The 24938-nt window shown below is 67.1% G+C and carries 19 protein-coding genes and 1 tRNA gene; 11 read left to right on the top strand and 9 right to left on the bottom strand.

The annotated features are described in order from the left end of the window. Window positions 1-46: 46 nt before the first annotated feature. Both CXY91_RS08470 and CXY91_RS08465 read right to left on the bottom strand, forming a co-directional pair. Window positions 47-1063, bottom strand: a complete 1017-nt coding sequence (locus tag CXY91_RS08470) for a hypothetical protein (protein WP_100960340.1) — start codon at window positions 1061-1063, stop codon at window positions 47-49. A 150-nt stretch (window positions 1064-1213) separates the two neighbouring features. Next, on the bottom strand, window positions 1214-2185 hold the full coding sequence (locus tag CXY91_RS08465; RefSeq protein ID WP_100960842.1) for a quinone oxidoreductase family protein: 972 nt from the start codon (window positions 2183-2185) through the stop codon (window positions 1214-1216). 182 nt (window positions 2186-2367) lie between these two features. On the opposite strand from CXY91_RS08465, the gene CXY91_RS08460 reads away from it, so the two are divergent. Further along, complete coding sequence (locus tag CXY91_RS08460) at window positions 2368-3540, top strand: UbiH/UbiF family hydroxylase (protein WP_100960338.1); 1173 nt, start codon at window positions 2368-2370, stop codon at window positions 3538-3540. A 3-nt stretch (window positions 3541-3543) separates the two neighbouring features. Here the strand turns inward: CXY91_RS08460 and CXY91_RS08455 are convergent, their stop codons facing one another. Continuing rightward, window positions 3544-4647 (bottom strand): CaiB/BaiF CoA transferase family protein, encoded by a 1104-nt coding sequence (locus tag CXY91_RS08455; protein WP_100960336.1) that lies wholly within the window; start codon window positions 4645-4647, stop codon window positions 3544-3546. A 34-nt stretch (window positions 4648-4681) separates the two neighbouring features. Next, window positions 4682-5653, bottom strand: coding sequence for an AEC family transporter (locus tag CXY91_RS08450; RefSeq protein ID WP_100960334.1), 972 nt, complete (start codon window positions 5651-5653; stop codon window positions 4682-4684). A gap of 275 nt (window positions 5654-5928) precedes the next feature. Between CXY91_RS08450 and CXY91_RS08445 the strand changes: the two genes are divergently transcribed. Then, entirely contained in the window at window positions 5929-7581 is a 1653-nt protein-coding gene (locus CXY91_RS08445; RefSeq protein ID WP_210202600.1) for a hypothetical protein, read from the top strand. Between the two features lie 65 nt (window positions 7582-7646). Here the strand turns inward: CXY91_RS08445 and CXY91_RS08440 are convergent. The 3 genes from CXY91_RS08440 to CXY91_RS08430 form a co-directional block, all read right to left on the bottom strand. Beyond that, window positions 7647-7721: transfer RNA gene (locus CXY91_RS08440), tRNA-Glu, on the bottom strand. Between the two features lie 94 nt (window positions 7722-7815). Further along, window positions 7816-9618, bottom strand: a complete 1803-nt coding sequence (gene recJ / locus CXY91_RS08435) for a single-stranded-DNA-specific exonuclease RecJ (protein ID WP_100960329.1) — start codon at window positions 9616-9618, stop codon at window positions 7816-7818. Between the two features lie 46 nt (window positions 9619-9664). After that, a complete protein-coding gene (locus tag CXY91_RS08430; protein WP_100960327.1) occupies window positions 9665-11104 on the bottom strand; it encodes an MFS transporter in 1440 nt (479 codons plus the stop codon). 297 nt (window positions 11105-11401) lie between these two features. Between CXY91_RS08430 and CXY91_RS08425 the strand changes: the two genes are divergently transcribed. The 9 genes from CXY91_RS08425 (at window position 11402) to CXY91_RS08385 (ending at window position 23155) form a co-directional block, all read left to right on the top strand. Continuing rightward, the gene (locus CXY91_RS08425; protein ID WP_100960325.1) at window positions 11402-11746 is read left to right on the top strand and encodes a hypothetical protein; all 345 of its coding nucleotides are present in this window, start codon (window positions 11402-11404) and stop codon (window positions 11744-11746) included. A 180-nt stretch (window positions 11747-11926) separates the two neighbouring features. Then, window positions 11927-13420, top strand: coding sequence for an IMP dehydrogenase (guaB, locus tag CXY91_RS08420; RefSeq protein WP_091829017.1), 1494 nt, complete (start codon window positions 11927-11929; stop codon window positions 13418-13420). Between the two features lie 102 nt (window positions 13421-13522). Next, on the top strand, window positions 13523-13933 hold the full coding sequence (locus CXY91_RS08415; protein ID WP_100960323.1) for an MAPEG family protein: 411 nt from the start codon (window positions 13523-13525) through the stop codon (window positions 13931-13933). A gap of 214 nt (window positions 13934-14147) precedes the next feature. Beyond that, window positions 14148-15416, top strand: a complete 1269-nt coding sequence (locus CXY91_RS08410) for an efflux RND transporter periplasmic adaptor subunit (RefSeq protein ID WP_158673318.1) — start codon at window positions 14148-14150, stop codon at window positions 15414-15416. After that, window positions 15416-18562, top strand: coding sequence for an efflux RND transporter permease subunit (locus tag CXY91_RS08405; RefSeq protein WP_100960318.1), 3147 nt, complete (start codon window positions 15416-15418; stop codon window positions 18560-18562). The genes CXY91_RS08410 and CXY91_RS08405 overlap by 1 nt, the downstream gene beginning before the upstream one ends. A 180-nt stretch (window positions 18563-18742) precedes the next feature. Continuing rightward, window positions 18743-19855, top strand: a complete 1113-nt coding sequence (locus CXY91_RS08400) for a DUF2865 domain-containing protein (protein ID WP_158673317.1) — start codon at window positions 18743-18745, stop codon at window positions 19853-19855. Between the two features lie 125 nt (window positions 19856-19980). Beyond that, entirely contained in the window at window positions 19981-21030 is a 1050-nt protein-coding gene (locus CXY91_RS08395) for an HpcH/HpaI aldolase/citrate lyase family protein (RefSeq protein WP_100960314.1), read from the top strand. A 116-nt stretch (window positions 21031-21146) separates the two neighbouring features. After that, complete coding sequence (gene hspQ, locus CXY91_RS08390) at window positions 21147-21476, top strand: heat shock protein HspQ (RefSeq protein WP_091829030.1); 330 nt, start codon at window positions 21147-21149, stop codon at window positions 21474-21476. 50 nt (window positions 21477-21526) lie between these two features. After that, window positions 21527-23155: a phytoene desaturase family protein gene (locus CXY91_RS08385; RefSeq protein WP_100960312.1), complete on the top strand. Its 1629-nt coding sequence runs from the start codon at window positions 21527-21529 to the stop codon at window positions 23153-23155. A gap of 9 nt (window positions 23156-23164) precedes the next feature. On the opposite strand, the gene hflX is transcribed toward CXY91_RS08385, so the two are convergent. Together hflX and hfq are read right to left on the bottom strand one after the other, a co-directional pair. Continuing rightward, window positions 23165-24502 (bottom strand): GTPase HflX, encoded by a 1338-nt coding sequence (gene hflX / locus CXY91_RS08380; RefSeq protein ID WP_248307402.1) that lies wholly within the window; start codon window positions 24500-24502, stop codon window positions 23165-23167. A gap of 80 nt (window positions 24503-24582) precedes the next feature. Further along, the gene (gene hfq, locus CXY91_RS08375) at window positions 24583-24831 is read right to left on the bottom strand and encodes an RNA chaperone Hfq (protein ID WP_057192822.1); all 249 of its coding nucleotides are present in this window, start codon (window positions 24829-24831) and stop codon (window positions 24583-24585) included. Window positions 24832-24938: the final 107 nt, after the last annotated feature.

The following is a 24938-nucleotide window of genomic DNA, read 5'->3' as shown; positions in this document are numbered from 1 at the left end:
TTCGCTTTTAGGTTTCGGGATTTTCGTTTTTCCTGCTCCCTTTACGTCAGGCGCTCGAAACCGACTCTCTCGCGCGTGACGTCCGGCCGAGCCGTCCCAGCCACCAGCCGAAGCGTTGCGCCGCCATGGCGATGGCCAGCGCGTAGGCGAGCAGAGCCAGCATAAAGCCGGCCGCCTGGAGGCCGAGAGCGCCGAGCACGAGAGCCGAGCGCCCGAGCAGTTTGAGCACCGCCCGCGCCGTCGACGGCTTCGCCGCTGCCAGCTTCGCGGCCCGGCCGATGTCCCCTGCGTCCTCGGCGACGGCAAGCACCTGGCGCAGGCCCCGTTGGCCGGTGCGGGCGTAGAGCGAGCCGGCGTCCTGGCCGAGCGCGGTGAAGCGCGCCAAAGCCGCTGGCCGGACGATGCCGCCGGCGGTGGCTTTGGCGGCCGCGAGATCCAGCCTTGCGGCAGCGCCGAAGCTCGCCGACAGGGCCGGCCGGTCGATGGCGCCGGCGGCCATGCGGCCGAGATTCGCGGTCAGCACGGGGGAAAGCAGCTTTGCCTTGCTCGCCGCCTTGACGGCACTGACGCCGCCCCGGGCCGGAAGGCCACCTCCGAGACTGACCCAGGTTGCGGCGCTGATCGCCAGGCCGACAGCGGCGAGCACCAACACTGTCTCGTCGATCGTCTCGCCAGCCGCCAGCCTGCTGCCTTCGCGGGCGAGATCGCGCAGATCGCCGAAGCCGCTGATGTCCCCGACGAGTGCGCCGGCGAAGGCCGCATCGCTCTCGCGTTCACCGGCAACAAAGCCGTGGCCGAAGTCGGAGACGGCTCGGGCCAGCGCGTTTGCCTTCAAGGCCTCGATTCGCGCGATGCGATCGGGCGCGACGGCAGTCCCGCGCTCGGCCGCCAGCGCGAGGAAACTCTCGGCGAGGGAAAGATCGCCGGCTGTCACCGCCAGGTCGATCTCATGGGCGATGCGATCCTGCGTCGCGACGCCGGGGAGGCGCAGCCGCGACAGCTCGGTGGCATCGTCCTGCGCCTGCTGGAGGCGCCAGCCCTGCAAAGCCGGCGGAGCGATCACGGCTCCGCCAACTGCGAGAGCCAGGACGAGGCTCGACGAAACGATGACCCTGTGAATGCGCAAGCGGCATACCTGAAACGGAAACGGTCCGGCCACCTGGCCGGACCGCAATTCACCTAACCTCCGATTCAGGCGGAAATTGCGCCGCCGCTACGGCACGATCACCGTCGAGCCGGTCGTGCCGCGCCCTTCCAGCGCGCGGTGGGCGTCGGCGGCGTCCTTCAGCGCGAAGCGGGCGTTGATCGCGACGGCGACCTTGCCGGAGCCGACGGCCTCGAACAGGTTCTTCGCCATCGCGACCAGCGTCTCACGGTTGGCGGTGTGCGTGTTCATCGTCGGGCGGGTGACGTAGAGCGAGCCCTTCGCGGCGAGGATGCCGAGATTGAAGGCCTCGACCGCGCCCGAGGCGTTGCCGAAGCTCGCCAGCAGGCCGAAGGGCCTCAGCGAGTCGAGCGAGCCCATGAAGGTGTCCTTGCCGACGCCGTCATAGACGACGTTGCAGAGCTTGCCGCCGGTGATCTCCTTGACCCGCGCCGGAACGTCCTCGTCGCGGTAGAGGATGACATGGTCGGCCTTGTTCGCCTTGGCGAGTTCGGCCTTCTCCTTGCTGCCGACCGTGCCGATCACGGTCGCGCCGAGCGCCTTGCCCCATTGGCACAGGATCGAGCCGGTGCCGCCGGCCGCGGCATGGACCAGGATCGTGTCGCCGGCCTTCACCGGATAGGTGCGATGGAGCAGGTATTCGGCAGTCAGCCCCTTCAGCAGCATGCTGGCGGCGGCCTCGTAAGAGACGTTGTCGGGCAAGGCGACGACGGCCGAGGCCGGAACGATGCGCTCCTCGGCATAGGCGCCATGGGCGGCGACGACGGCGATGCGGTCGCCGGGCTTGAACTCGGTCACGCCGGGGCCGACCGCGAGCACGTCGCCGGCCGATTCATTGCCGAGCGTGAAAGGCAGCGGCGCCGGGTAGAGACCGGTGCGGAAATAGGTGTCGATGAAGTTGAGGCCGATGGCGCGGTTGCGGATCAGGATTTCGCCCGGCCCAGGGGCCGGCAGGCTGATCTCCTCCAGCTGCAGAACCTCGGGGCCACCGGTCTTGTGTACGCGGATTGCTTTCGCCATGGCGATCATCTCCTCCTGTCGATGGCGCCGACGATAGGGACTTGCCCTGCTTGGGCGCAACGGCCGCGCCGCATTCGCGACCGGCATTCGACGCCGGGCGTGCTGGCAAATTTGCATAGACGGCGCTGTCCTGCGGCAAGCGTGCGCTCGCCAGCGGCGCCGGCATCGGTTACCGAAAGGCCATGACGGACCAGCAGCATTGCGACATCGCGATCGTCGGGGCGGGCGCGGTCGGGCTCGCGGCAGCGCTCGCGCTCGCCGCCGCCGGGCGGCAGGTCGCGCTGTTCGGGCAGGCCAGCGCGCCGCGCGATGGCCGCACGGTCGCTCTTCTCGACGGCTCCTGGCGATTGCTCGAAGCACTTGGCCTTACGGAAACGCTGGACACAGTCGCGGCGCCACTTGCGGTCATGCGTATGGTCGATGACACCGGCAGCCTGTTTCGGCAGCCACCGGTCGAGTTCAAGGCGGCCGAGCTCGGCCTGCCGGCCTTCGGCTGGAACATCGAGAACGCCGTGCTGGTCGAAGCGATGGCCGCGAAGGCGGCCGCCGAGCCACGCATCCGCATGATCCCGCAGGCAGTGACGCAGATCACCGCGGGCGCCGACAGCGTCCGTCTGGCGGGTGACGGCTTCACGCCTGTCGCGGCCCGCCTCGTCGTCGGTGCAGATGGCCGCAAGTCGCGGGTCCGTGAGGCTGCCGGCATCACGACGCGCGACTGGAGCTACCCGCAGGTGGCGCTGACGGCGATCCTGAGCCATCGCCGCGAGCATCGGGACGCATCGACCGAATTCCACACCCGCTCGGGGCCCTGCACGCTGGTACCGATGCCCGGCCGGCGCTCCTCGCTGGTCTGGCTGGTCGAACCGGCTGAGGCCGAGCGGATCGCCGGGCTCGACGATTCTGCGTTCGCCCGCGTGGTCGAACGCCGGACCCATTCGATCCTCGGCGCGCTCACGGTTGCAGGCCCGCGCGGGCGCGTGCCGATGAGCGGCCTGTCGGTCGATCGGTTCGCGGGTGGGCGCATGGCGCTGATCGGCGAAGCCGCGCATGTCTTCCCGCCGATCGGGGCGCAGGGGCTCAATCTCGGCCTGCGCGACGTCGCGGCCCTGCGCGATGCCGTTGCCGGCACTGATGATCCGGGCGAGGTCGAGGCGCTGTCAGCCTATGATCGCTCGCGCCAGGCCGATGTGCGCCTGCGCACCGGCGCAGTCGATGCGCTCAACCGGACCCTGCTGACCGACCTGCTGACGGCCGACCTGATGCGCGGTGCCGGGCTGCTGGCGCTGTCGCGCATCGCACCCTTGCGCCGCCTGGTCATGCGCCAGGGCCTGGCCGGCGGCACTGCGGCGGGCTGAGCCTCAAATCTCGTAGTCGCCGACCGGCGGGCTTGGCCGCAGCGCCGGCGCGGCGTCGCGGAAGACAGGCGCGAGTGGCAATGGCGTCGACACCATGCGCTTTCCACCGGGCTCCTCAACTTGCCGGTCGAGCAGGCCGCGCGCGGTCAGCTGCGGATCGGCCAGCGCCTCGTCGAGCGTGCGCACCACGGTGCAGCAGCAGTCGAGCGGCTCGATCGTCGCCCGCCAATGAGTGGCCGGCTGACCAGCGATGATCTTGGTGATCGCGGCTCGCGTAGCTGCGGGATCATGCCGGTCGTCGCGGAGCTCTTTGGCGAGCCCGATGCCCTCGCAAAAATTCGTCCAGAACTTATCCTCAAGCGCACCGACGGCGAGGAACCAGCCATCGGCGGTCGCATAAAGGCCATAGCGCGGGCTGGCGCCGGTGAGCAGCCCCTCCCCGCCATTGGGATAGCGGCCTGAGGCCTGCCCCTGTGCCAGCGCGTACCATGAGAAGGTGAGCATCGCGTCGGTCATGGCGATATCGAGATGGCAGCCCTGTCCGGAGCGGTCGCGCTCACGCAAGGCCAGCAGGATGTTGATCACCGCCGGCATGGCGCCGCCGGCGATGTCGGCGACGAGGGTCGGCGGCAGTGGTGCCTCGCGGCGCGGCGCGAGCGACTGGCCGAGCAGCCCGCCGATCGCCTGGTAGTTGATGTCGTGGCCAGCCTCGGCGGCGCGTGGGCCGTCCTGGCCGTAGCCGCTGATCGAGCAGTAGACCAGCCGCGGATTGAGCGCCTTCAGAGCCTCGTAGCCGAAGCCGAGCCGGGACATGACGCCCGGCCGGAACTGCTCGATCACGATGTCGGCTTGCCTGATCAGCGGTGTCAGCCGCTCCAGCGCATCGGGCGCCTTGAGATCGATGGCGAGGCTCCGCTTGCCGCGGTTCAGCGCGGCGAAGGGAGCGGAGGTCTCGCCGATTTGCGGCGGAAAGCGGCGCATGTCCTCGCCATCCGGCCGCTCGATCCGGATCACGCATGCGCCCGCTTCGGCGAGGAAGAGACTCGCCAGCGGTCCGGGCAGCAGGGTCGAGAAGTCAAGGACGAGGAGGTCGGAGAGTGGCTGCATCGCTGGGCCCGGGAAGATAGGCCGTTTCAGGCCGTCAGTGGAACAAATCTGCCGGCATCCTGCCCGTCTTCACCAGCCACAGGAAGCCCGTCAGCGTCACCGTCGAGACGATGGTTCCAACAAGGATGCAGGCCGAGGCACGCTCTATGCCGACGCGGTACTGCGTCGAGATCACGAAGATGTTCAGTGCCGGCGGCAGCGCCGCCATGATCACGGCGGCATAAACCCAGGGTGCCGAGAAGTCGCCAAGGCCGGATAGCAGCAGCCAGACCAGAAGCGGATGCAGCAGCAGCTTGATGGCGACGAGCCAGGGCAGCTCGCTCGGCATCTGCCGGATCGGCTGCAACGCAACGGTCACGCCGAGCAGGAAGAGCGCGCAGGGGGCGGCGGCCTGCGAGAGCCAAAGCGTCATCTTGTCGATTGCGGTCGGCAATTCGAGCTTGAGGAAGGCCGCGAGCACGCCGGCGACGGTGGCGACGTTGAAAGGATGGGTCACGACCCGCCGGATCACCTCGCCCGCCGTCGCGGCGAAGCTGCGCTTCTCGACGCCGGCCAGGGCCATCAGGAACGGAATCAGCGAGAACAGCAGCAGGTTGTCGAAGACGAAGATCAGGACGACCGGGGCGCTGGCGACGGGCCCTAGCGCCGCCAGGATCAGCGGCGGGCCCATATAACCGATATTGGAATAGGAGCCGGCGACGCCCTGCATCACCGCCTGCGGCATGTCGCCATGGGTATGGCGCCAGCCAAGCGCGAAGGAGAGCACGAAGGCGCAGAAGGTCGCGAGCGTCGTCACCGCGACGAAACGCCAGTTGGTCAACTCGCTCAAGGGCTTGTCGGCGATCAGCCGGTAGAACAGGCAAGGCAGCGCGACATAGATCAGGAAGAACTGCATCCAGGCGAGCCCCTCGCCCGGCAGGCGCTTGTAGCGGCCGATCAGGAAGCCGAGCAGGATCAACCCGAAGAAGGGTGCGACCAGATTGAACAGGCTGGCGATGTCGGCCATGCGGCACTCTCGAGCGCCGACGATGGCGGCTGCGCCGCCTTATAGGATGGGCGCCGGCGCCTGAGAACCCGCAGGGGCGCACATCCCTGCGCCGGTCGCGGAACGCCGTTGCGGTGAGCCCGCTGCCCGAGTTCCGCCCCCTCGTTTCATGCAACTAAAAATTGCAGCTTTCGACAAAGCTGGAAGCGATCGGGTAACACATTTCTGCCATGTTCCCCGAATGGCTCATGGAAAAGGCGATGATGAGCAGCTCTCAAGCGGCAGCAGGTAGCTCGGTGTCCGGGGCTCTCTGGCGATCTTCGATCACGTCTCCGGTCTTCTGGATCGTGGCATTCCTGGTGATGGTGATCCTGGGGCTCGCACTGCCGATCCGCCTGCCGCTAGGGCCGAACTACTGGGATACCGACATCTATCTCGACGCGGCCCAGCGCATCCGGCAGGGCCAAATCCCCAATATCGACTTCTTCACCTCGATCGGTCCGCTCGGCTTCTATCTCACCGCGGGGATCAAGGCGCTGTTCCCGCAGGCCCAGCCGGCCCTGCTCGCCAACTGGGCGATCGTGCCGATCTCGCTGCCGATCGCCGCGCTGATCGCCTGGGACATCGACGCGCGCTCGCGCAAGCTTGCGCTGGCGATCGTCATTCCGTTCCTGTTCCTGACCTCGCTTCCGATCAATCTTCACAGCCTCTACCCGTCGCCCGGCTTCGATGGCTTCGGGTACTACAACCGCCATGTCGCCCTGCTGCTCTATCTGCTGCTGGCGGCACTCCTCTTCGTCGAGAGTCGGATCCTGCTGACGACGCTCGTCGCGGTGCTGATGGTCGCGCTGTTCCTGGTCAAGGTCACGGGCCCGGTATCGGGCGCCGCCCTCGTCGGCTATGCGGTCCTGGCCGGGCGCATGCGCTTTCGCGATGCGTCGATCGCCGCCGGCGCGGTCATAGCGTGCCTGGGCGCGATCGAGCTCGCGACGGGCGTGGTCTATGCCTATGTCGAGGACATCATCGACCTCGCCCTGCTCAACTCCGCCTCGTTCCTGCGGCGCTTCCTGACGCTGGGCTCGATCAAGTTCAATGTGATAGCGCCCTGCCTGGCGCTGATCGGCGTCCTTGCCTACATGGCGCGACGAGACAGGCTGTCGCCGGCAAGCCTGCTGGCCTCGCCGCTGGGCTGGCTCAGCGCAAGCCTCTTCGCCCTCGTCCTAGGCGAGACGCAGAACAGCGGATCGCTCGAGTTCATCGGGCTCTGGCCGGTGTTGATCCTGATCCTCAAGGACCATTCTCACAGGTCCGGCGACCCGTTGCGCCCATGGGTGCTGGTGCTCGTCATGGCGGTGTCGCTGCCGAGCGCCGTGATTTTCCTGGAGCGGGGCGCGCGGGCGCTGATCGCTGCGCCGCGCTACCAGGCGCTGGCGGTGCCGGATGTCGGACCGCTCGGCCGCGTCAGCCTCAAGCCTGAACTCGCACAGCGGGCGATCGCCCAGATCGAGCACTATCCGAAATACAAGGAGGCCTATGAGGACCTCGCCCGCCAGGGCCTGCTGCCGTCGGCGACCTTGTTCTCGGAGATCGATCACCAGGCGACCTGGCTGCTCGAAGTGCAGCAGGGGCTCGATGCGATCAAGCGCTGGGAGGCGGCGAATCGTCGCCAGCTGAACGGCTTCTTCGCACTCGATTTCGTCAGCCCGTTCAACCATCTGCTCGGTCGCGCCGCGCCGCAGCACGTTGCGCTCGGCATCGATACCGAGCGCACCAATCCGAAGGTCACGCGCGAGATGCTGGAGGCCCTGCGCGACATCGACGCGATCATGCGGCCCAAATGCCCCTACGAGGTCAAGCGGGCGGCGATCTGGAAGCAGTTCGCGCAGGCTCTGGAGGGCCGCCAGCTCGTCGCGCTGTCGCCCTGCTGGGACATGTATCTGAGGAAGTAGCCTACCCGGAGCGCCGAGAGGACGTATGCCAAGCGGCGTTGCGATGCTTATAGCGCTGGCGGGAATGGCGCGGTCTACGGGAGTCGAACCCGTCTCCCCAGCGTGAAAGGCTGGTGTCCTAACCGATAGACGAAGACCGCGGGCCTGAGCGCGAAGCGCTCTTGCGAGGCGGGGCGAGCTATAGTGTCCCGGCGAAGCTTGGGCAACCCCGTTGTCAGGGTTTTTCGCATTCGCTCACAGCGGCCGGGCCAGATCCACCACGCGCACCTCGGCCCGTTCGCTGCCGCCCCAGCGATTCAGCGTCAATGTGCCGGCCAGATGCACGCTCTCGCCGCGTGCCGCCAGCAGCGCCTGGCCGAGCGGCTCGCGCGCGGCGCGGAAGGCGATTCCTCCGATGGTGGCGCCATCGCCAGCCCGCAGCTTGATGCGCAGATGCCCGCCGGCGCCGACCTCGATCACCTCCGTCAGGCGGTGCGCCGGCAGCACGAAGACCGGCTCCGGGCAGCCGGCGCCGAACGGGCCGGCCCGATCGATCTCGGCGAGCAGGCGCGGATTGGCACCGCCGGCGCTGATCGCCGCGTCGATCAGCAGGGCTTCGGCCTCGCGCGAGCCGGCGACGCCGCCGGCCAGCCTTTCGCTGACGAAATTGGCGAAGGCGCCCTCCTGTCCTGGCGCCAGCGTCACGCCCGCCGCCATGGCATGGCCACCGCCCTTGACGGCAAGGCCGGCCTCGACCGCCTGGCGCACGGCCGAGCCGAGATCGACGCCGGCGATCGAACGGCCCGAGCCGGTCGCGCCGCCATTGGCATTGCGCGCCAGCGCGAAGGCTGGCCGGTTGAACCGTTCCTTCAGGCGGCCCGCGATCAGTCCGACGATGCCAGGATGCCAATCGGCCGAACCGACGACCAGCACCGGATGCGAAGCGGCATCCTCGAAGCGGTGCTCGACCTCGGCCACCGCCTCCTCGACCGCAGCCCGCTCGATCTCCTGACGCTCCTGGTTGAGCCGGTTGAGCTCGGCGGCGATCGTGCGCGCCTCGACCTCGTCGCGGGTCAGAAGCAAGCGGGCGCCGAGAGCCGCGTCGCCGATGCGTCCGCCGGCATTGATGCGCGGCCCGAGCAGGAATCCGAGATGCCAGGCCTGCACGGGGCCATCGAGCCCGGCGACGTCGAGCAGCGCCGCGAGGCCGGGCCGCTGGCGCAGTCGCATCACGGCGATCCCCTGGCGCACGAAGGCGCGGTTGAGGCCGATCAGCGGCACGACATCGGCGACCGTCGCCAGCCCGACAAGATCGAGCGCCGCGAGCAGATCGGGCTCACCGCCCCTCGCCTGCCAGGCGCCGCGCCGACGCAGTTCGCGATTGGTCGCGACGAGCGCCAGGAAGACGACGCCGGCGGCACAGAGATGGCCCAGACCGGAGAGATCGTCCTGCCGGTTGGGATTGACCAGCGCCTGGACCTCGGGAAGCAATTCGGGCGCTTGGTGATGGTCGAGCACGACGGTGTCGAGGCCGAGCCGTGCCGCCTGCTGCAGGGGCTCGTGGCTGTTGGTGCCGCAGTCGACGGTGACGAGCAGCGTCGCGCCCTCGCCGGCCAGCATCGTGATCGCCTCGGCATTGGGGCCATAGCCCTCGATCAGCCGATCGGGGATATGGATGCGCGGCTTTGCTCCGGCCTCGGCGAGAAAACCGGCGAGCAGGGCCGCCGAGCAGGCGCCGTCGACGTCGTAGTCGCCGAAGATCGCGACTTTCTCGCCGGATATCGCCGCCTGGGCGAGCCGCTGTGCGGCCCGGTCCATGTCGCGCAGCACGGACGGGTCCGGCAGCAGGTCGCGCAGCTTCGGCTCGAGATGGCGCAGCGCCTCGCTGGAGGCGACGCCGCGGCCGGCGAGGACGCGCGCCAGCGTGTCGGGGACGCCTTCGACCTGCGCCAGCGCCTCGGCCAGCGCGAGGCCGGCGGGATCGAGGCGGTTGCGCCAGGGGCGTCCAAGGGCGGAGTGCCCGACGCCGAGGAACAGGCGATTCTGGCCGAGGGTCATGCGCCACCGCTGGCGCAGCGGCGCGGCTTCGTCAATCGGCAGAGCATCACTCGAGCGGCTTCTGATCCTCGATCGCCTGCGCCGTGACCTTGCGGGCACTCATCGGCGCATGCCCGGAGACCTCGGCGCCGGCATCGGGCTTCAGCCTGATCATCCACAATGCCGATGAGGCCGAGATCAGGCCGACGAGGGCGAAGGCTGGCCAGAAATCGCCTGCGCCCAGCGCCTTGCCGCCATTGTAGAGATTGGCGGCCTCCAGCGCGAAGGCGCCGACGGTGATGCCGAGGCTCAGGGACAATTGCTGGGCGACGCTGGAGAAGCTGGTCGCGCTCGACATGTCGCGGTTCGAGACGTCGGCATAGCTCAGCGCATTGATGCCGGTGAACTGCAGCGAGCGGAAGCAGCCGCCGACGAAGAGCACGCCAAGCATGAGCCAGTGCGGTGTCGTCGGCGTGAACAGGCCTGAAGCCGCCAGGAAGGCCGAGCCGATCAACGCGTTGAACGTCAACACGCCGCGAAAGCCGAAGCGGGCGAGGATCGTCTTCGCCAGCGTCTTCATCACGAGGGCGCCGGCCGCCGAAGCGAAGGTGATCAGGCCAGATTGCAGTGCGTCGAGCCCGAAGCCGAGCTGCAGCATCAAAGGCAGCAGGAAGGGGATCGCGCCGATGCCGACGCGAAATATCGAGCCGCCGAGGACGCCGATCCGATAGGTCGGAATGCGCAGCAGCGAGAGATTGAGCACCGGATAAGCCAGCCGGCGGGCATGGAACCAGTAGATGACCAGCGCCACGATGCCGAACGCCACGCAGCCATAGGAGACGGCAACGGGCACGAGATGGCGCCCACCGGTTGCGAGGCCGAGCATCAGCGCGGCGAAGCCCGTCGATGACAACAGGAAGCCGGTGATGTCGAGCGGAGCGACGTCCTCCTCGCGGATATCCTCGAAGAACATCGTCGCCAGAGCGATGCCGAGCAGGCCGATCGGCAGGTTGATGAAGAAGATCCAGCGCCAGTCGAAATAGGTGGTGATGAAGCCGCCGACCACCGGGCCGACGACCGGGCCGACCAGCGCCGGCACCGTTAGATAGGCCAGTGCACTGACGAGTTCGGACTTCTCGACGCTGCGCAGGATGACGAGCCGGCCGACCGGAACCATCATCGCCCCGCCCATGCCCTGGATGAAGCGCGCGCCGACGAAGGCACCGAGCGAGTTCGAGAAGGCGCAAAGCACCGAGCCGAACATGAAGATGCCGAGCGCCGTCCTGAAGATGGTACGGGCGCCGAATTTGTCGGCCATCCAGCCGGAGATCGGGATGAAGACGGCGAGGCTGACGAGGTAGGAGGTCAGCGCCAGCTTGAGCGCGATCGGATCCTCGCCAAGCGATTTGGCGATCACCGGCAGCGAGGTCGCGATCACCGTCGAGTCGGTGTTCTCCATGAACAACGCGCAGGCGACGATGAGAGGCAGGAGCTTGGCGCGCTGCAAGGTATCGAACTTTCGGATTTTTCGCCGCCCGCTGCCCTTTAATGCGGCTCTATCCGGCTGGCGAGGGCCGACAGGGGTGTGGTGACGAGGGTTGCATCCGGTGCATGGCGAGCGGACTGTGGCTATTCAAGGAAAGCCGGCTTCCGATCTGCTCTCACGTCGTCACAAGGACGTGAGAGCGGCCCCGTTATGCGTTTGCGACAAGGCGATCCGGCTCAACCATACCTATCTCTTGGGTTGAAGGGGCGATGGTTTCGCTTACGCCGACGCGGCCGGTCCGCGGGCAAGAGGTGTCCTATGATCAACTCCACCCACCACGCAGTCCGCTCGCTCACCGTGACCGCTTTGCGTCACGGTGCCGCTGTCGCTTTGCTGGCCGGCGCCGCGTTCTTCAGCGCTGGCCAGGCGCCGGCCTTGGCTCAGTCGACCAGCTGGGAAGACGGCTGCGCGATGCGCGTCGTCACCCCGGGTTCGGGCGATGCGCTGCGGAACTACAACTGCGCCCGTCAGAAGGAATGCCAGCAGATGGCGAACGCCAAAGGCGGCACGATGATGGGCATGGGCTGTTTCGGCGTCGAGCCGAAGGCGGCCGGGCCGGCAGCGCAGCAGGCTGGCCGGACACGCCCGGCGCAGCAGCAATAGGCTCAGTCTCATCTGGGCTCTAAGCGGTCCCGCCGTCCGGCCGGGACCGCTTAGACAGTTTTTGTCACAACGCCCCTAGCGGGCCGGTCACACGCGTGATATCGGGCCTCGTCAACTCGGCTTAGGGCATATCCGCCCTGCCCCTTTTCAGTGCCGGCCGCACCGGCCCCGGAGTTGACGATGGCGACGATCACTGACGGCCTCATTCGCGACGGTTTCACCTTCGACGACGTGCTGCTCGAGCCCGGCCCGTCCGAGGTGATGCCTGGCGATGTCGACATCTCGACCAAGCTCACCAAGACGATCTCGCTCAACCTGCCGATCATCGCCTCGGCGATGGATACGGTCACCGAGGCGAAGATGGCGATCGCCATGGCGCAGGCCGGCGGCCTCGGCGTCGTGCATCGCAATCTCGACCCCGAACAGCAGGCCGACCAGGTCCGCCTCGTCAAGAAGTTCGAATCCGGGATGATCGCCAACCCGATCACGATCCATCCCGACGAGACACTGGCCGACGCGTTGACGCTGATGCGCAACAACGGCATTTCCGGCATCCCGGTCGTCGAGCGCGGGCCTCAGGGGCACAACGGCAAGCTGGTCGGCATCCTGACCAATCGCGACGTGCGCTTTGCCGCCAATCCGGAACAGCCCGTCTCGGAGCTGATGACCAAGGACCGCCTCATCACGGTTCGCGAGGGCGTCGCGCAGGATGAAGCCCGCCGACTGCTGCATCAGTTCCGCATCGAGAAGCTGCTGGTGGTCGACGATCACTACCGCTGCATCGGCCTGATCACCGTCAAGGACATGGAGAAGCAGGTCACGCATCCCAATGCCGCCAAGGACAGCCGGGGCCGGCTCCTGGTCGCGGCAGCGACGACGACCGGCGACCTCGGCTTCGAGCGCTCCGAGATGCTGATCGATGCCGGCGTCGATCTCATCGTCGTCGACACCGCCCATGGCCACTCGGCCAAGGTGCTGGAGGCGGTGACGCGGGTGAAGAAGCTCTCCAATGCCGTCCAGGTCATCGCGGGCAACGTCGCCACCGCCGGCGGCGCTCAGGCGCTGATCGATGCCGGCGCCGACGCGATCAAGGTCGGCATCGGCCCCGGTTCGATCTGCACCACCCGCATCGTCGCCGGCGTCGGCGTGCCGCAGCTCACTGCGGTGATGGATGCGGCCTCGGCAGGGCAGAAGGCCGGCATCCCGATCATCGCCGATGGCGGCATCAAGTATTCGGGCGACCTCGCCAAGGCGCTCGCGGCCGGTGCTGCCTGCGCCATGGTCGGCTCGCTGCTCGCCGGCACAGACGAGACACCGGGCGAGACCTTCCTGTACCAGGGGCGCTCCTACAAGGCGTATCGCGGCATGGGCTCGGTCGGTGCGATGGCGCGCGGCTCGGCCGACCGCTATTTCCAGCAGGACATCAAGGATGCGCTGAAGCTGGTGCCCGAAGGCATCGAGGGCCAGGTCGCCTATAAGGGCCCGGTCTCGGGTGTGCTGCATCAGCTCGCCGGCGGCCTGCGCGCCGCGATGGGCTATGTCGGCGGCCGCGACCTCGAAGACTATCGCAACAAGGCCCGCTTCATCCGCATCACCAGCGCCGGCCTGCGCGAGAGCCATGTCCATGACGTGACGATCGTGCGCGAAAGCCCGAACTATCCGACGCGCTCCTGATCTCGGATCGCCTCACGGCGATCTGTCCTTTTTCGATCGGGCATCAGATACTTCCGGAGCGTGGACCCAGTTGTCGGTCCGCCGCTCCGCGAAGAGGACGACATGACGCTCAAGCTGATCTATCCGGCGCTGGCCCAGATTCTCTGGAGCTTCGTCGTCCTCGTCATCATGTTCCAGCGCCGCAAGCGGGCCTTCGCCAATCGCGAGGTCGGGCTCGCCGATATCGCCGTCTCGACCGAGCGTTATCCTGACTCCGCGCGACTGGCCGCGGCCAATTTCAGTAATCAGTTCGAGACTCCGGTCCTGTTCTTCGCGCTGATCCTGATCGCGATCCATGTCGGCGCGATCGGCTACGTCATGGCGGCGCTGGCCTGGGCTTATGTCGCGACACGTGTCGTCCATACATTGGTTCACACTGGAACCAACAGCCTGAAGCAGCGTGCACTCATCTTTGCTGCTGGCGTTGCTTGCCTGTTCTTCATGTGGGTTGGTATCGTGGTTGCTGTTCTCTGAACAGCTTTTGCTTGTCGCACGCAAGACGTGTGCGGCCGATTTCGACCGGCCGAATTGTTGTCCTGTCACCTTGTCGCTACAGCGCTCAATAAACCGTGTTAGACACTTGTGTCGAAACCGGGCCGTCTTCATGCTAAATTCTTGCGGTGAGGACAATGGGGGAGCGACTGTCCGGATTAGCCGGATACGGCGTTCCCGTGGCGCAAGGCTTTCTATGGCAGTGCTGACTTTCGGGCGTGTGGCTCTGTTCTCGGCCGCGGGCGTGCTCGCCGCGGGCGCGTTTCTTCATTACACCGGGCGTCCCGTTCCCTGGCCGCTCGATCAGGTTCCTTACGGCAAGGTGATCCCCGGCCCGGCCAAGCCCGCCGCCACCGCATCAGCCCCCGCAGCGGGCGGCAACAACCGCTCCGGCCAGGCCAACCGGCCGCCGGTGACGATCGTCACCGCAAAGGTGGAGCGCCGGCCGATGCCGGTGCGGATCGATGCGATCGGCACCGTCCAGGCGATCTCGACCGTCAACATCCGCTCGCGCGTCGACAGCCAGATCATGGCGGTCGAATTCCGCGACGGCGCCATGGTCAACAAGGGAGACGTGCTGTTCCGGCTGGATTCACGCCAGCTCGAGGCGCAGCTCCGTCAGGCCGAGGCGAATGTCGCGCGCGACAAGGCCTCGCTGATTGCGGCCGAATCCGATCTGCGCCGAGCCGAGGAGCTCTCGCGGCGCGAGATCGCCACCGACGCACGGCTCGATACCGCCCGCACGGCCGTGAGCACGCTGCGCGCCGCCATCCGCGGCGGCGAGGCGGCTGTCGACAGTCTGCGCGTCCAGCTCAGCTATTACACGATCAGCGCGCCGGTTTCGGGTCGCGTCGGCGTCGCCGCCCTCAAGGAAGGCAATATCGCCAAGAGCGGCGACAGCTCGGCGATGCTCGCGACGATCAACCAGATCGACCCGATTTATGTCAGCTTCGCCGTGGCGCAGCGCTATCTGCCGGAGATCCGCGAGGCGATGCAGGCGAAGACGGCGGTCGTCCAGGCGAGCCAGCAGGGCGTCGGCAGGACCATCGAGGGTACGATCGCGGTGATCGACAACGCGGTCGATGCGACGACCGGCACGATCCAGATCCGCGCCAGCTTCGACAATCCCGCCGAGACGCTCTGGCCGGGCGCGCTCGGCCAGGTCAGGCTGACGCTGCGGACCGAGCCCGATGCCGTCACCGTGCCGCGTGAGGCCGTCCAGACCGGGCAGAACGGCTCCTATGTTTTCGTGATCGAGAACAATGTCGCCCGCGCCCGGCCGATCGTCGTCGCGCGCAATGTCGATGACCGCGCCGTCATCGCCTCGGGCCTGACCGGCGACGAGACCGTGGCGATCGACGGGCAACTGCTGCTGACAGAAGGCGCGCGCACGATCGAGCGCGGCCGCGGCGGCCAGAGCCCGCCGGCGCCCAATCTCACCTCCCAGCGGGGGAGCGCCGGCTGATGAACCTGCCCGAGCTCTGCATCCGTCGCCCGGTCATGACGACCCTCCTGATGGCGACGTTCCTGATCTTCGGGCTGTTCGCCTTCAAGCAGCTGCCGGTGGCGGCGCTGCCGCGGGTCGATTTCCCGACCATCAATGTCAGTGCCCGCCTGCCGGGCGCGAGCCCGGAGACGATGGCGTCCTCGGTCGCGGCGCCGCTGGAGCGTGAATTCGCCTCGATCTCCGGCATCACTTCGATGTCGTCGGTCTCACAGCAGGGCTCGACCTCGATCACGCTGCAGTTCGACCTCAACCGCAACATCGACGGCGCCGCGCTCGACGTGCAGGCGGCGCTCAGCGCGACGGTGCGGCGCCTGCCGCCCGAGCTCCCTGCCCCGCCGAGCTTCAGGAAGGTCAACCCGGCAGACCAGCCGGTGCTGTTCATGGTGCTGACCTCGGCGACCAAGCCGCTCTACGAGGTCCATGAATTCGGCGAGAACATCCTGCAGCAGCAGATCTCGCAATTGCCCGGCGTCGCTCAGGTCAACATCTTCGGCGCGCAGAAATACGCCGTGCGGGTGCGGGTCAATCCCGACGCCGTCTCGGCCCGCGGCCTCTCGTTTGCCGAAGTCCGCACCGCCATCGCCGCCGCCAATTCCAACTCTCCGGTCGGCACGCTGAATGGCTCCAACCAGCGCCTGACGCTCGGCGCCACCGGCCAGATGGAACGCGCCGGCGAGTATGGCAACCTGATCATCTCGCAGAAGAATGGCATCCCGATCCGCCTCAACGACGTCGCGCAGATCTATGATTCCGTTGAGAACGACCAGACCGGCAGCTGGTACAACGGCCAGCGCTCGATCATGCTCGCGGTCTACCGCCAGTCGGACGCCAACACCGTCCAGGTCGTCGACAGCATCAAGGACAAGCTCGACGCCTATCGGGCGCAATTGCCCGCAGCGATCGAACTGCACGTCCTGAACGACCGTTCGATCCCGATCCGCGAGGCGGTCGAGGATGTCGAGGTCTCGCTGATGATCGCGATCGCCCTCGTCATCATGGTGATCTTCCTGTTCCTGAAGAGCTTCGCCGCAACGGTGATCCCGACGCTGGCGCTGCCGATCTCCCTGGTCGGCACCTTCGCGATCATGTTTGCGCTGGGCTATTCGCTCGACAACATCTCGCTGCTGGCGCTGACGCTTGCGGTCGGCTTCGTCGTCGACGACGCCATCGTCATGCTGGAGAACATCATCCGGCATATCGAAATGGGCAAGAAGCCATTCCAGGCGGCGCTCGACGGCTCGCGCGAGATCGGCTTCACCATCCTGTCGATCACCATCTCGCTGGTCGCCGTCTTCATCCCGGTTTTCTTCATGGGCGGCGTGGTCGGCAAGGTCTTTGCCGAATTCGCCGGCACGATCGCAGCGGCGATCATTGTCTCCGGCTTCGTCTCGCTGACGTTGACGCCGATGCTGTGCGCCCGCTTCCTCAAGGCGCACGACCATCACAAGAAGCCGAACATCGTCGAGCGTGTGTTCGAAGCCGGCTTCCAGGGCATGCTCGGCGCCTATCGCTGGACGCTCGACCTCGTGCTGAGGGCGCGCTTCCTGATGCTGCTGGTGACGCTCGGCACGGTCTATGTCTCGGTCCAGCTCTATATGGACGTGCCCAAGGGCTTCTTCCCGACCGAGGATACCGGCCTCCTGCGCGGCTCGACCGAAGGCCCGCCGGACACCTCCTTCGAGGCGATGGCGGCGCGCCAGATCCGTCTCGCCGAGATCGTGAAGGCCGATCCCGCGATCGACTACCTGACCTCGAATATCGGCGGCTTCAACGCCACCAATAACGGCTTCATGTTCATCGCGCTGAAGCCGAAGGAGCAGCGCGACAAGGCCGAGGTCGTGATCGCGCGCCTGCGCCGGGCCGTCTCGGAGGTGCCGGGCATCACCGCGGTGTTCCAGCAGGTCCAGAACATCAACCTCAACGCCGGCCGTTCCTCGCGGGCGCAGTATCTCTATTCGCTGCAGGGGCCTGATCTTGGTGCCCTCTTCAATTACGCGCCGCTGATGCAGCAGCGCCTGTCGCAGCTGCCGCAACTGCGCGACGCCAATATCGACCTGCAACTGCGCAACCCGCAGCTGTCGATCGACATCGATCGCGAGCGCGCCGCCAGCCTGGGCATATCCAGCGACCAGATCCGCCAGGCGCTCGGCAACGCCTTCGGCTCGCGCCAGATCGCGACGATCTTCACGCCAGCGACCGACTACCAGGTGATCATGGAGGCCGAGCGCGCCTACCAGCAGGACCCGGCGGTGCTGTCGCGCCTGATGCTCAAGGCCGCCAACGGCCAGAACGTGCCGCTCGAGGCGGTGGCGACGATCAAGCCGAGCGTCGGGCCGCTCGCAGTCAACCGGATCTCGCAGCAGCCGGCGGTGACGATCTCGTTCAATACCGCGCCCGGCGTCTCGCTCGGCGATGCCGTCAACGCGATCCGCGCCGCCGAGCGCGACATCAACCTGCCCGCCTCGATCGTCACCAGCTTCGCCGGCTCGGCCCAGCTCTTCCAGGATGCGCTGAAGGGCCAGGGCCTGCTGATCTTCGCGGCGATCCTGGTGATCTACATCATCCTCGGCATTCTCTACGAGAGCTTCATCCACCCGATCACGATCCTGTCCGGCCTGCCCTCGGCGGGCCTGGGCGCCCTCCTCGCCCTGCAGTATTTCCACATGGACCTGTCGGTGATCGCGATCATCGGCATCCTGATGCTGGTCGGCATCGTCAAGAAGAACGCGATCATGATGGTCGACTTCGCGATCGAGCGCCGCAAGATGGGTGACGACGCGCTGACCGCCATCCGTGATGCCGCGCTGGTGCGCTTCCGGCCGATCATGATGACGAGCTTCGCGGCGATCTTCGGCGTGCTGCCGATCGCGCTCGGCCATGGCGCCGGAGCGGAACTGCGCCAGCCGCTCGGCATCGCCGTGGTCGGTGGCCTCGTCGTCTCGCAGCTGCTGACGCTCTACATCACGCCGGTCGTCTATTTCTATCTCGACAAGGTCGACAGCTTCATCTCCGGCCGCGGTCGCGGCGAGCGGGAGGAAGCGGCCTCGGTGCCGGGCGCGATCCCGGTCGCGATCCCGCAGGCGGTGCATCGCCAGCCGGATTGAGGCATCCGGCTCCGGCCGCCGGTCGCTTCAGACCGGCAGACCCTATTCCAGCGATCTGCGCATTAACGATGACGCCGGCTTTGCGGTGACGGCTGCTGCGCGGCCGTTGAGTCTTAACGAAAAGTAAACTAAGCCAATCCTGCGGCGGACAATGAACTAGCGAGCGGTGGAGAGATCGCGGTGCTTCGTGTCCGTAATGTCGATTGCCTGCGTTCCGATCCCGTCCCGCCGACCGGTTCCAGTTCCTCGACGAAGGTGAATTCCGTCTCGCGTGGTCGCAGCGGTGGCTTGCGCATGGTCGCCATGGCCGGCGTCGGGCTCGCGCTCGGCGCGAGTGGCACGGTCCTGACCGTCTCGCTGGTCCAGGCCGAGGACGACGCCGGAATCCGCGCCTTTTATCGCGAGGAAGCTACCCGCCGGGCCGAACGCGTGCCGGCTCGGGCCGCCTACGCCTCCGTTCCCGTGTCGGCTTATGCCCCGGCCCGCCACACCTGGTCCGTGCCCTTCTTCCAGCAGGCACGCCCGGATGGGCGTCTTGCACCGCCGCCGGTCGAGCTCAATCCGTTCAAGCCGGTCCGTGCCGCAGCCAGGCAGGTGCAGCAGAAGCCGAAGCTGCCGCCGATCCGCTACGACACCGTGTCCGGCGCGGCCGATGTGACGCGGACCATCTGCGTGCGCCTCTGCGACGGCTTCCAGGCGCCGATCGGCCATCTGCGCAGCCAGTCCGATCTCAGGGCGCATGAGGCGCTCTGCCAGGCCGCCAACCCCGGCGTGCCGGTCAAGGTCTTCAAGGTCGCGGCCGGCGCCGCGACGATCGACGACGCCGTGGCGAACGACGGCAAGACCTATCGCCAGCTGCCGATGGCCTATGCCTATGAGCGCGGCGCCGATCCAGCCTGCCGGCCTGCCATCGCAACGGCGAAGGATCGCCGCGTCTCGCTGCTGCGCGACTTCACCTTGCGTCCGGGCGACAGCATCGTGCTCGACGGAAGGGTGCGGACCTTCACCGGCGGCAAATGGCCCTACAACACCGCCGATTTCCGCGATTTCCGCGGCGCGCCCGACCTGACGGCCAGCGACCGTCGCCAGATCGACGAGAAGGTCGGCGTCTCGCATCGGGAAGCGCAGGTCCGCGCCTTGCGCCGGCAGATGCGGGTGCGCGAGGCCAGCCTGCACGATGACAGCTATGCCAGCGACGCCGATACGCTCGGCCTGCGTGGCGTGCTCACCCCCCGCGATCCGATTGCGAATCCGGCGCGCGTCGTGCTGCAGACGCCGTTTTCGCGCAACTGAGCGGTCTTAAGTTTATTATCCTAGGACTTCTGCCCTAGGATAATTCACCCAAAGCCTGCCGAAAGACCGATGGACGGCGCGGCGACCTTCCGGCACATTCGCTGCATCGCAGCATGGAGCCGAGCATGACGACCAAGACGCCGCGCCAGTTCTTCCGCCCGCTGGCGATCGGCGCGCCTGAGCCCTATCGCGAGCTGCCGCTGCGGCTGGAGCGGATGATCCATTTCGTGCCGCCGCACCTCGAGAAGGTCCGCGCCAAGGTTCCCGAGCTCGCCGGCCAGGTCGACATCGTGCTCGGCAACCTCGAGGATGCGATCCCGGTCGAGGCGAAGCAGGCGGCGCGCGACGGATTTATCGAGCTTGCCAAGGCGACTGATTTCGGCGCGACCGGCCTGTGGACCCGCGTCAATGCGCTGAACTCGCCCTGGTTCCTCGACGACATCGCCGCGATCATGGGCGAGATCGGCGGCAAGCTCGACGTCGTCATGGTGCCGAAGGTCGAAGGCCCCTGGGACATCCATTATGTCGACCAGCTGCTGGCGCAGTACGAGGCGCGCCATGCCCTGCCCAAGCCGATCCTGATCCACGCCATTCTGGAGACGGCCGAGGGCGTGAAGAACGTCGATGCGATCGCCACCGCCTCCCCACGCATGCATGGCATGAGCCTAGGCCCGGCGGACCTCGCCGCCTCGCGCGCCATGAAGACGACGCGCGTCGGCGGCGGCCATCCCGAATACAAGGTCATCGCCGACCCCACGCCCGATGGCGGCCCGCGCGCCGTGGCGCAGCAGGATCTTTGGCATTACACCCTCGCGAAGATGGTCGACGCCTGCGCTTCGGCCGGCCTGAAGCCCTTCTACGGCCCGTTCGGCGACTTCTCGGATGGAGCCGCCTGCGAGGCGCAGTTCCGCAACGCCTTCCTGCTCGGCTGCGCCGGCGCCTGGACGCTGCATCCCTCGCAGATCGAAATCGCCAAGCGCGTCTTCAGCCCCGATCCGGGCGAGGTTTCTTTCGCCAGACGCATCCTGGAAGCAATGCCGGACGGCTCAGGCGCGGTGATGATCGATGGCAAGATGCAGGACGACGCGACCTGGAAGCAGGCCAAGGTCATTGTCGACCTGGCGCGGCAGGTTGCGGCCCGCGATCCGGCGCTGGCGGCGCGCTACGGCTTCTGAAAGAGCGCTGCCGCGACATCGACGGATATTGACGCATTTGCGACGTAATCCTACGTCAAGCGCAGGGTTACGGCGACACCGGCTGTGACGGGCCGGCCTGGGGCTGAACGAGGATCATGGAATCACGCACGGCGAAATTCCGCATCGGCGACGTTGTACGCCATCGCGTCTATCCGTTCCGCGGCGTGATCTTCGACGTCGATCCGGTGTTCTCGAACTCGGACGAATGGTGGCTGGCGATTCCAGAGCATCTGCGCCCTTCCAAGGACCAGCCCTTCTATCACCTCTTCGCCGAGAACGAGGAAACCGAGTACGTCGCCTATGTCTCGGAACAAAATCTCGTGATCGACGAGTCGGGCCAGCCGATCCGTCATCCGCAGGCGCGCGAATATTTCCGGCGCGACCGCAAGGGCAAGTATCGGCTCGACAAGGCCGAGCTGAACTGAGTTGCCGAATTTCCAATAGACGTGCTGCGTGCTGACGAAGGGGTGGTTTCGTGAGCACCAGCCATGCCGACATCGTCATTCTTGGCGGTGGCCATAATGGCCTCGTCTGCGCCTTCTATCTGGCCAAAGCCGGGCTGAAGGTCATCGTGCTGGAGCGGCGCGCCGTGGTCGGCGGCGCGGCGGTCACCGAGGAATTCCATCCCGGCTTCCGCAACTCCACGGCGAGCTACACGGTCAGCCTGCTCAATCCGCGCATCATCGCGGATATGGAGCTGGCACGGCACGGGCTGCGCATCGTCGAGCGGCGCATGGCGAACTTCCTGCCGCTGCCGGATGGGCGCTATCTCTCTGCCGGCGAGGGGCGCACGGCAGCGGAGGTGGCGAAATTCTCCGCCCGCGATGCGGAGCGGCTGTCGACCTATGGCGTGCGGCTGGAACGGATCGCTGCCATCCTGCGCGATCTCGTGCTGCAGGCGCCGCCCAATCTCGGGGATGGCGGCTGGCTGGCGGCGCTGCCGCAAATGCTGAAGGCGGCCGCGCTCGGGCGGCGCATCGCCGGGCTCGACCAGTCCGGCCGGCGCGATCTCCTCGACCTCTTCACCAAATCGGCCGGCTACTGGCTCGACGGCTGGTTCGAGAGCGATCCGGTCAAGGCGCTTTTCGGCTTCGACAGCGTAGTCGGCAACTATGCCAGCCCTTATACGCCTGGCTCGGCCTATGTGCTGCTGCATCACGTCTTCGGCGAGGTCAACGGCAAGCGCGGTGCCTGGGGCCATGCGCTCGGCGGCATGGGCGCGATCACGCAGGCGATGGCGCGGGCCTGCGCCGAACAGGGCGTCGAGATCAGGCTGGAGACGCCGGTCGCTCAGGTTCTGACCGAAAAAGGCTCCGCCGTCGGTGCCGTGACCGAACAGGGCGATGTGGTGCGGGCGCGCGCCGTAGTGTCCAACCTGCATCCGCGCCTGCTGTTCGAGCGGTTCGTCGATCCGGCGATCGTTGCCGCCGACTTCGGCGAGCGCATCCGCCGCTATGCCTCGGGCTCTGGCACCTTCCGGATGAACCTGGCGTTGTCGGAACTGCCCCACTTCACCTGCCTGCCGGAACTGGGCGACCACCTCACCGCCGGAATCATCATCGCGCCCTCGCTCGCCTATATGGACCGCGCCCACGCGCAGGCGCGGCTGTCGGGCTGGTCGAGCGAGCCGATCGTCGAGATGCTGATCCCGTCGACGCTGGACGATGGCCTCGCCCCGCCCGGTCGCCATGTCGCCAGCCTGTTCTGCCAGCATGTTGCGCCACAGCTGCCGGACGGCGGCAGCTGGGATGCGCATCGCGACGCGGTGGCCGATCTGATGATCGACACCGTGGACCGCTACGCCCCGGGGTTCCGGGCTTCCGTCATCGGCCGGCTGGCTCTGGCGCCGAGCGATCTGGAGGCGCGCTTCGGATTGGTGAGCGGCGACATCTTCCATGGCCGCCTGACGCTCGACCAGCTCTTCAGCGCCCGCCCGGTGCTCGGCCATGCCGATTATCGCATGCCGGTGCCGGGCCTCTATCTCTGCGGCTCGGGCGCCCATCCGGGCGGCGGCGTCACCGGTGCGCCGGGCCATAATGCGGCCCGCTCGGTGCTCGCCGACCTGAAACCCCGGCGTTTCAGACTGCGGCCACAGCGAGCGTGACCGGCCTCCTCAGGAGTTGCTGCCGACGCGTTCTGCCTGAGGGAAACGGGCCCCGAAGGCCCCTTCCCGCTCGGGTGGCAGCCTGACCAGCAGGCTGAGCGCACCGTCCTCCGCATCCTCGCGCTCGAGGATCTCGCCATTGGCGTGCAGCCAGGCCAGGGACTTGCCGTCGCCCGGTTCCAGTGTGAGCCGATAGACCGGCCGGGTGCGGGCGATGCGCCGCTCGATGGCGTCGGTCAGCCTTTCCATGCCCTCGCCGGTCAAGGCGGAGACCAGCACCGGCCGCGAGGCTCCCGGCTTGAGCTCGGTCAGCGCCGCCTGGCGCTCACGCTCGTCACCCGAGAGTAGATCGGCCTTGTTCCAGACCTCGATGACGCGCTCGCCGTCCTCCGGGTCGATGCCGAGATCGCGCAGGATGCCCTGGACATCGGCGGCCTGGGCCTGCGTGTCCTCATGCGAAACGTCGCGGACATGCAGCAGCACATCGGCCTCGATCGCATCTTCAAGCGTTGCACGGAAAGCCGCGACGAGCTGCGTCGGCAGGTCGGAGATGAAGCCGACCGTGTCGGAGAGCATGATCCTGGCGCCATGGGGCAGCTTCAGCGCCCGCGCCGTCGGGTCGAGCGTGGCGAAAAGCATGTCCTGCGCCAGAACTTCGGCAGAGGTCAGCCGGTTGAACAGCGTCGACTTGCCGGCATTGGTGTAGCCGACCAGCGCGACGACCGGATAGGGCACGCGCTTGCGGCTGGCGCGATGCAGCGAGCGCGTGCGTTTCACGCTGTCGAGCTCGCGCTCGATCTTGGTCATCCGCTCCTGGATGATGCGCCGGTCGGCCTCGATCTGGGTCTCACCGGGTCCGCCGAGGAAGCCGAAGCCGCCGCGCTGGCGCTCCAGGTGGGTCCAGGACCTGACCAGGCGGCTCTTCTGATAGTTGAGATGGGCGAGCTCGACCTGCAGCGCGCCTTCGCGCGTGCGGGCGCGCCGGCCGAAGATTTCGAGGATCAGGCCGGTGCGGTCGATCACCTTGCAGCCGAAGGCTTTTTCAAGATTGCGCTGCTGCACCGGCGACAGGGCGCAGTCCATCACGACGAGGCCGATTTCCTCGATCTTAACGCGCTCGGCCAGTTCCTCGACCTTGCCCTTGCCGAGATAGGTTGCTGGCCGCAGCGCCGGCAGGACCACGGGGATCGCCTCGACAATCTGGAGGTCGATGGCGCTGGCGAGGCCGAACGCCTCGTCCAGCCGCGCTGCATGGCTGCGCTGGTTCTCGTCGCCCGCAGCGGCCCGGCTGGCGGCGTGGCGCGCCAGATAGGGGCCGATCACAAAGGCGCGAGTGTCCGCAGCCAAGGCATGCTCGGCCGCATCGATCGAGATCCCGATTGCGCTTCCGCTGCCTGTCGTCGAGCCGCCGGCCTTGCCGCCCACGGTCAGGCCTTGTCCGTGTCCTCGGGCTCGAACAACTGGACCGGATGGCCCGGCATGATCGTCGAGATCGCATGCTTGTAGACGAGCTGCGAATGCCCGTCGCGACGCAGGAGAACGCAGAAATTGTCGAACCAGGTGACCACGCCCTGCAGTTTGACGCCGTTCACGAGAAAGATGGTCAGCGGAATCTTCTGTTTGCGGACGTGGTTGAGGAAGGTGTCCTGGAGATTTTGAGCCCGTTCGGCGGCCATGGGTAATCCCTGTTGTTGGGATCGCAATCGGTTTGCCCTTGCGATCCAGATCGTTCCGTTCGGCTTCGGCGCCAATCGCCGGGCCGTCGGAACACCGACGCTTCATT

Origin of the sequence: Allobosea sp. FBZP-16 (assembly GCF_002831785.1) — a bacterium.
GTDB lineage: Bacteria > Pseudomonadota > Alphaproteobacteria > Rhizobiales > Beijerinckiaceae > Allobosea > Allobosea lupini.
This window is presented reverse-complemented; position numbering and strand designations above follow the sequence as displayed.

Bases quoted from the DNA above. Each gene is read 5' to 3' on its own strand.
- CXY91_RS08450 (WP_100960334.1), bottom strand. From the start codon at position 5,653: ATGGCCGACATCGCCAGCCTGTTCAATCTGGTCGCACCCTTCTTCGGG.
- CXY91_RS08405 (WP_100960318.1), top strand. From the start codon at position 15,416: ATGAACCTGCCCGAGCTCTGCATCCGTCGCCCGGTCATGACGACCCTC.
- CXY91_RS08410 (WP_158673318.1), top strand. From the start codon at position 14,148: ATGGCAGTGCTGACTTTCGGGCGTGTGGCTCTGTTCTCGGCCGCGGGC.
- guaB (WP_091829017.1), top strand. From the start codon at position 11,927: ATGGCGACGATCACTGACGGCCTCATTCGCGACGGTTTCACCTTCGAC.
- hspQ (WP_091829030.1), top strand. From the start codon at position 21,147: ATGGAATCACGCACGGCGAAATTCCGCATCGGCGACGTTGTACGCCAT.
- CXY91_RS08415 (WP_100960323.1), top strand. From the start codon at position 13,523: ATGACGCTCAAGCTGATCTATCCGGCGCTGGCCCAGATTCTCTGGAGC.
- recJ (WP_100960329.1), bottom strand. From the start codon at position 9,618: ATGACCCTCGGCCAGAATCGCCTGTTCCTCGGCGTCGGGCACTCCGCC.
- CXY91_RS08460 (WP_100960338.1), top strand. From the start codon at position 2,368: ATGACGGACCAGCAGCATTGCGACATCGCGATCGTCGGGGCGGGCGCG.
- CXY91_RS08455 (WP_100960336.1), bottom strand. From the start codon at position 4,647: ATGCAGCCACTCTCCGACCTCCTCGTCCTTGACTTCTCGACCCTGCTG.
- CXY91_RS08465 (WP_100960842.1), bottom strand. From the start codon at position 2,185: ATGGCGAAAGCAATCCGCGTACACAAGACCGGTGGCCCCGAGGTTCTG.
- hfq (WP_057192822.1), bottom strand. From the start codon at position 24,831: ATGGCCGCCGAACGGGCTCAAAATCTCCAGGACACCTTCCTCAACCAC.
- CXY91_RS08425 (WP_100960325.1), top strand. From the start codon at position 11,402: ATGATCAACTCCACCCACCACGCAGTCCGCTCGCTCACCGTGACCGCT.
- CXY91_RS08395 (WP_100960314.1), top strand. From the start codon at position 19,981: ATGACGACCAAGACGCCGCGCCAGTTCTTCCGCCCGCTGGCGATCGGC.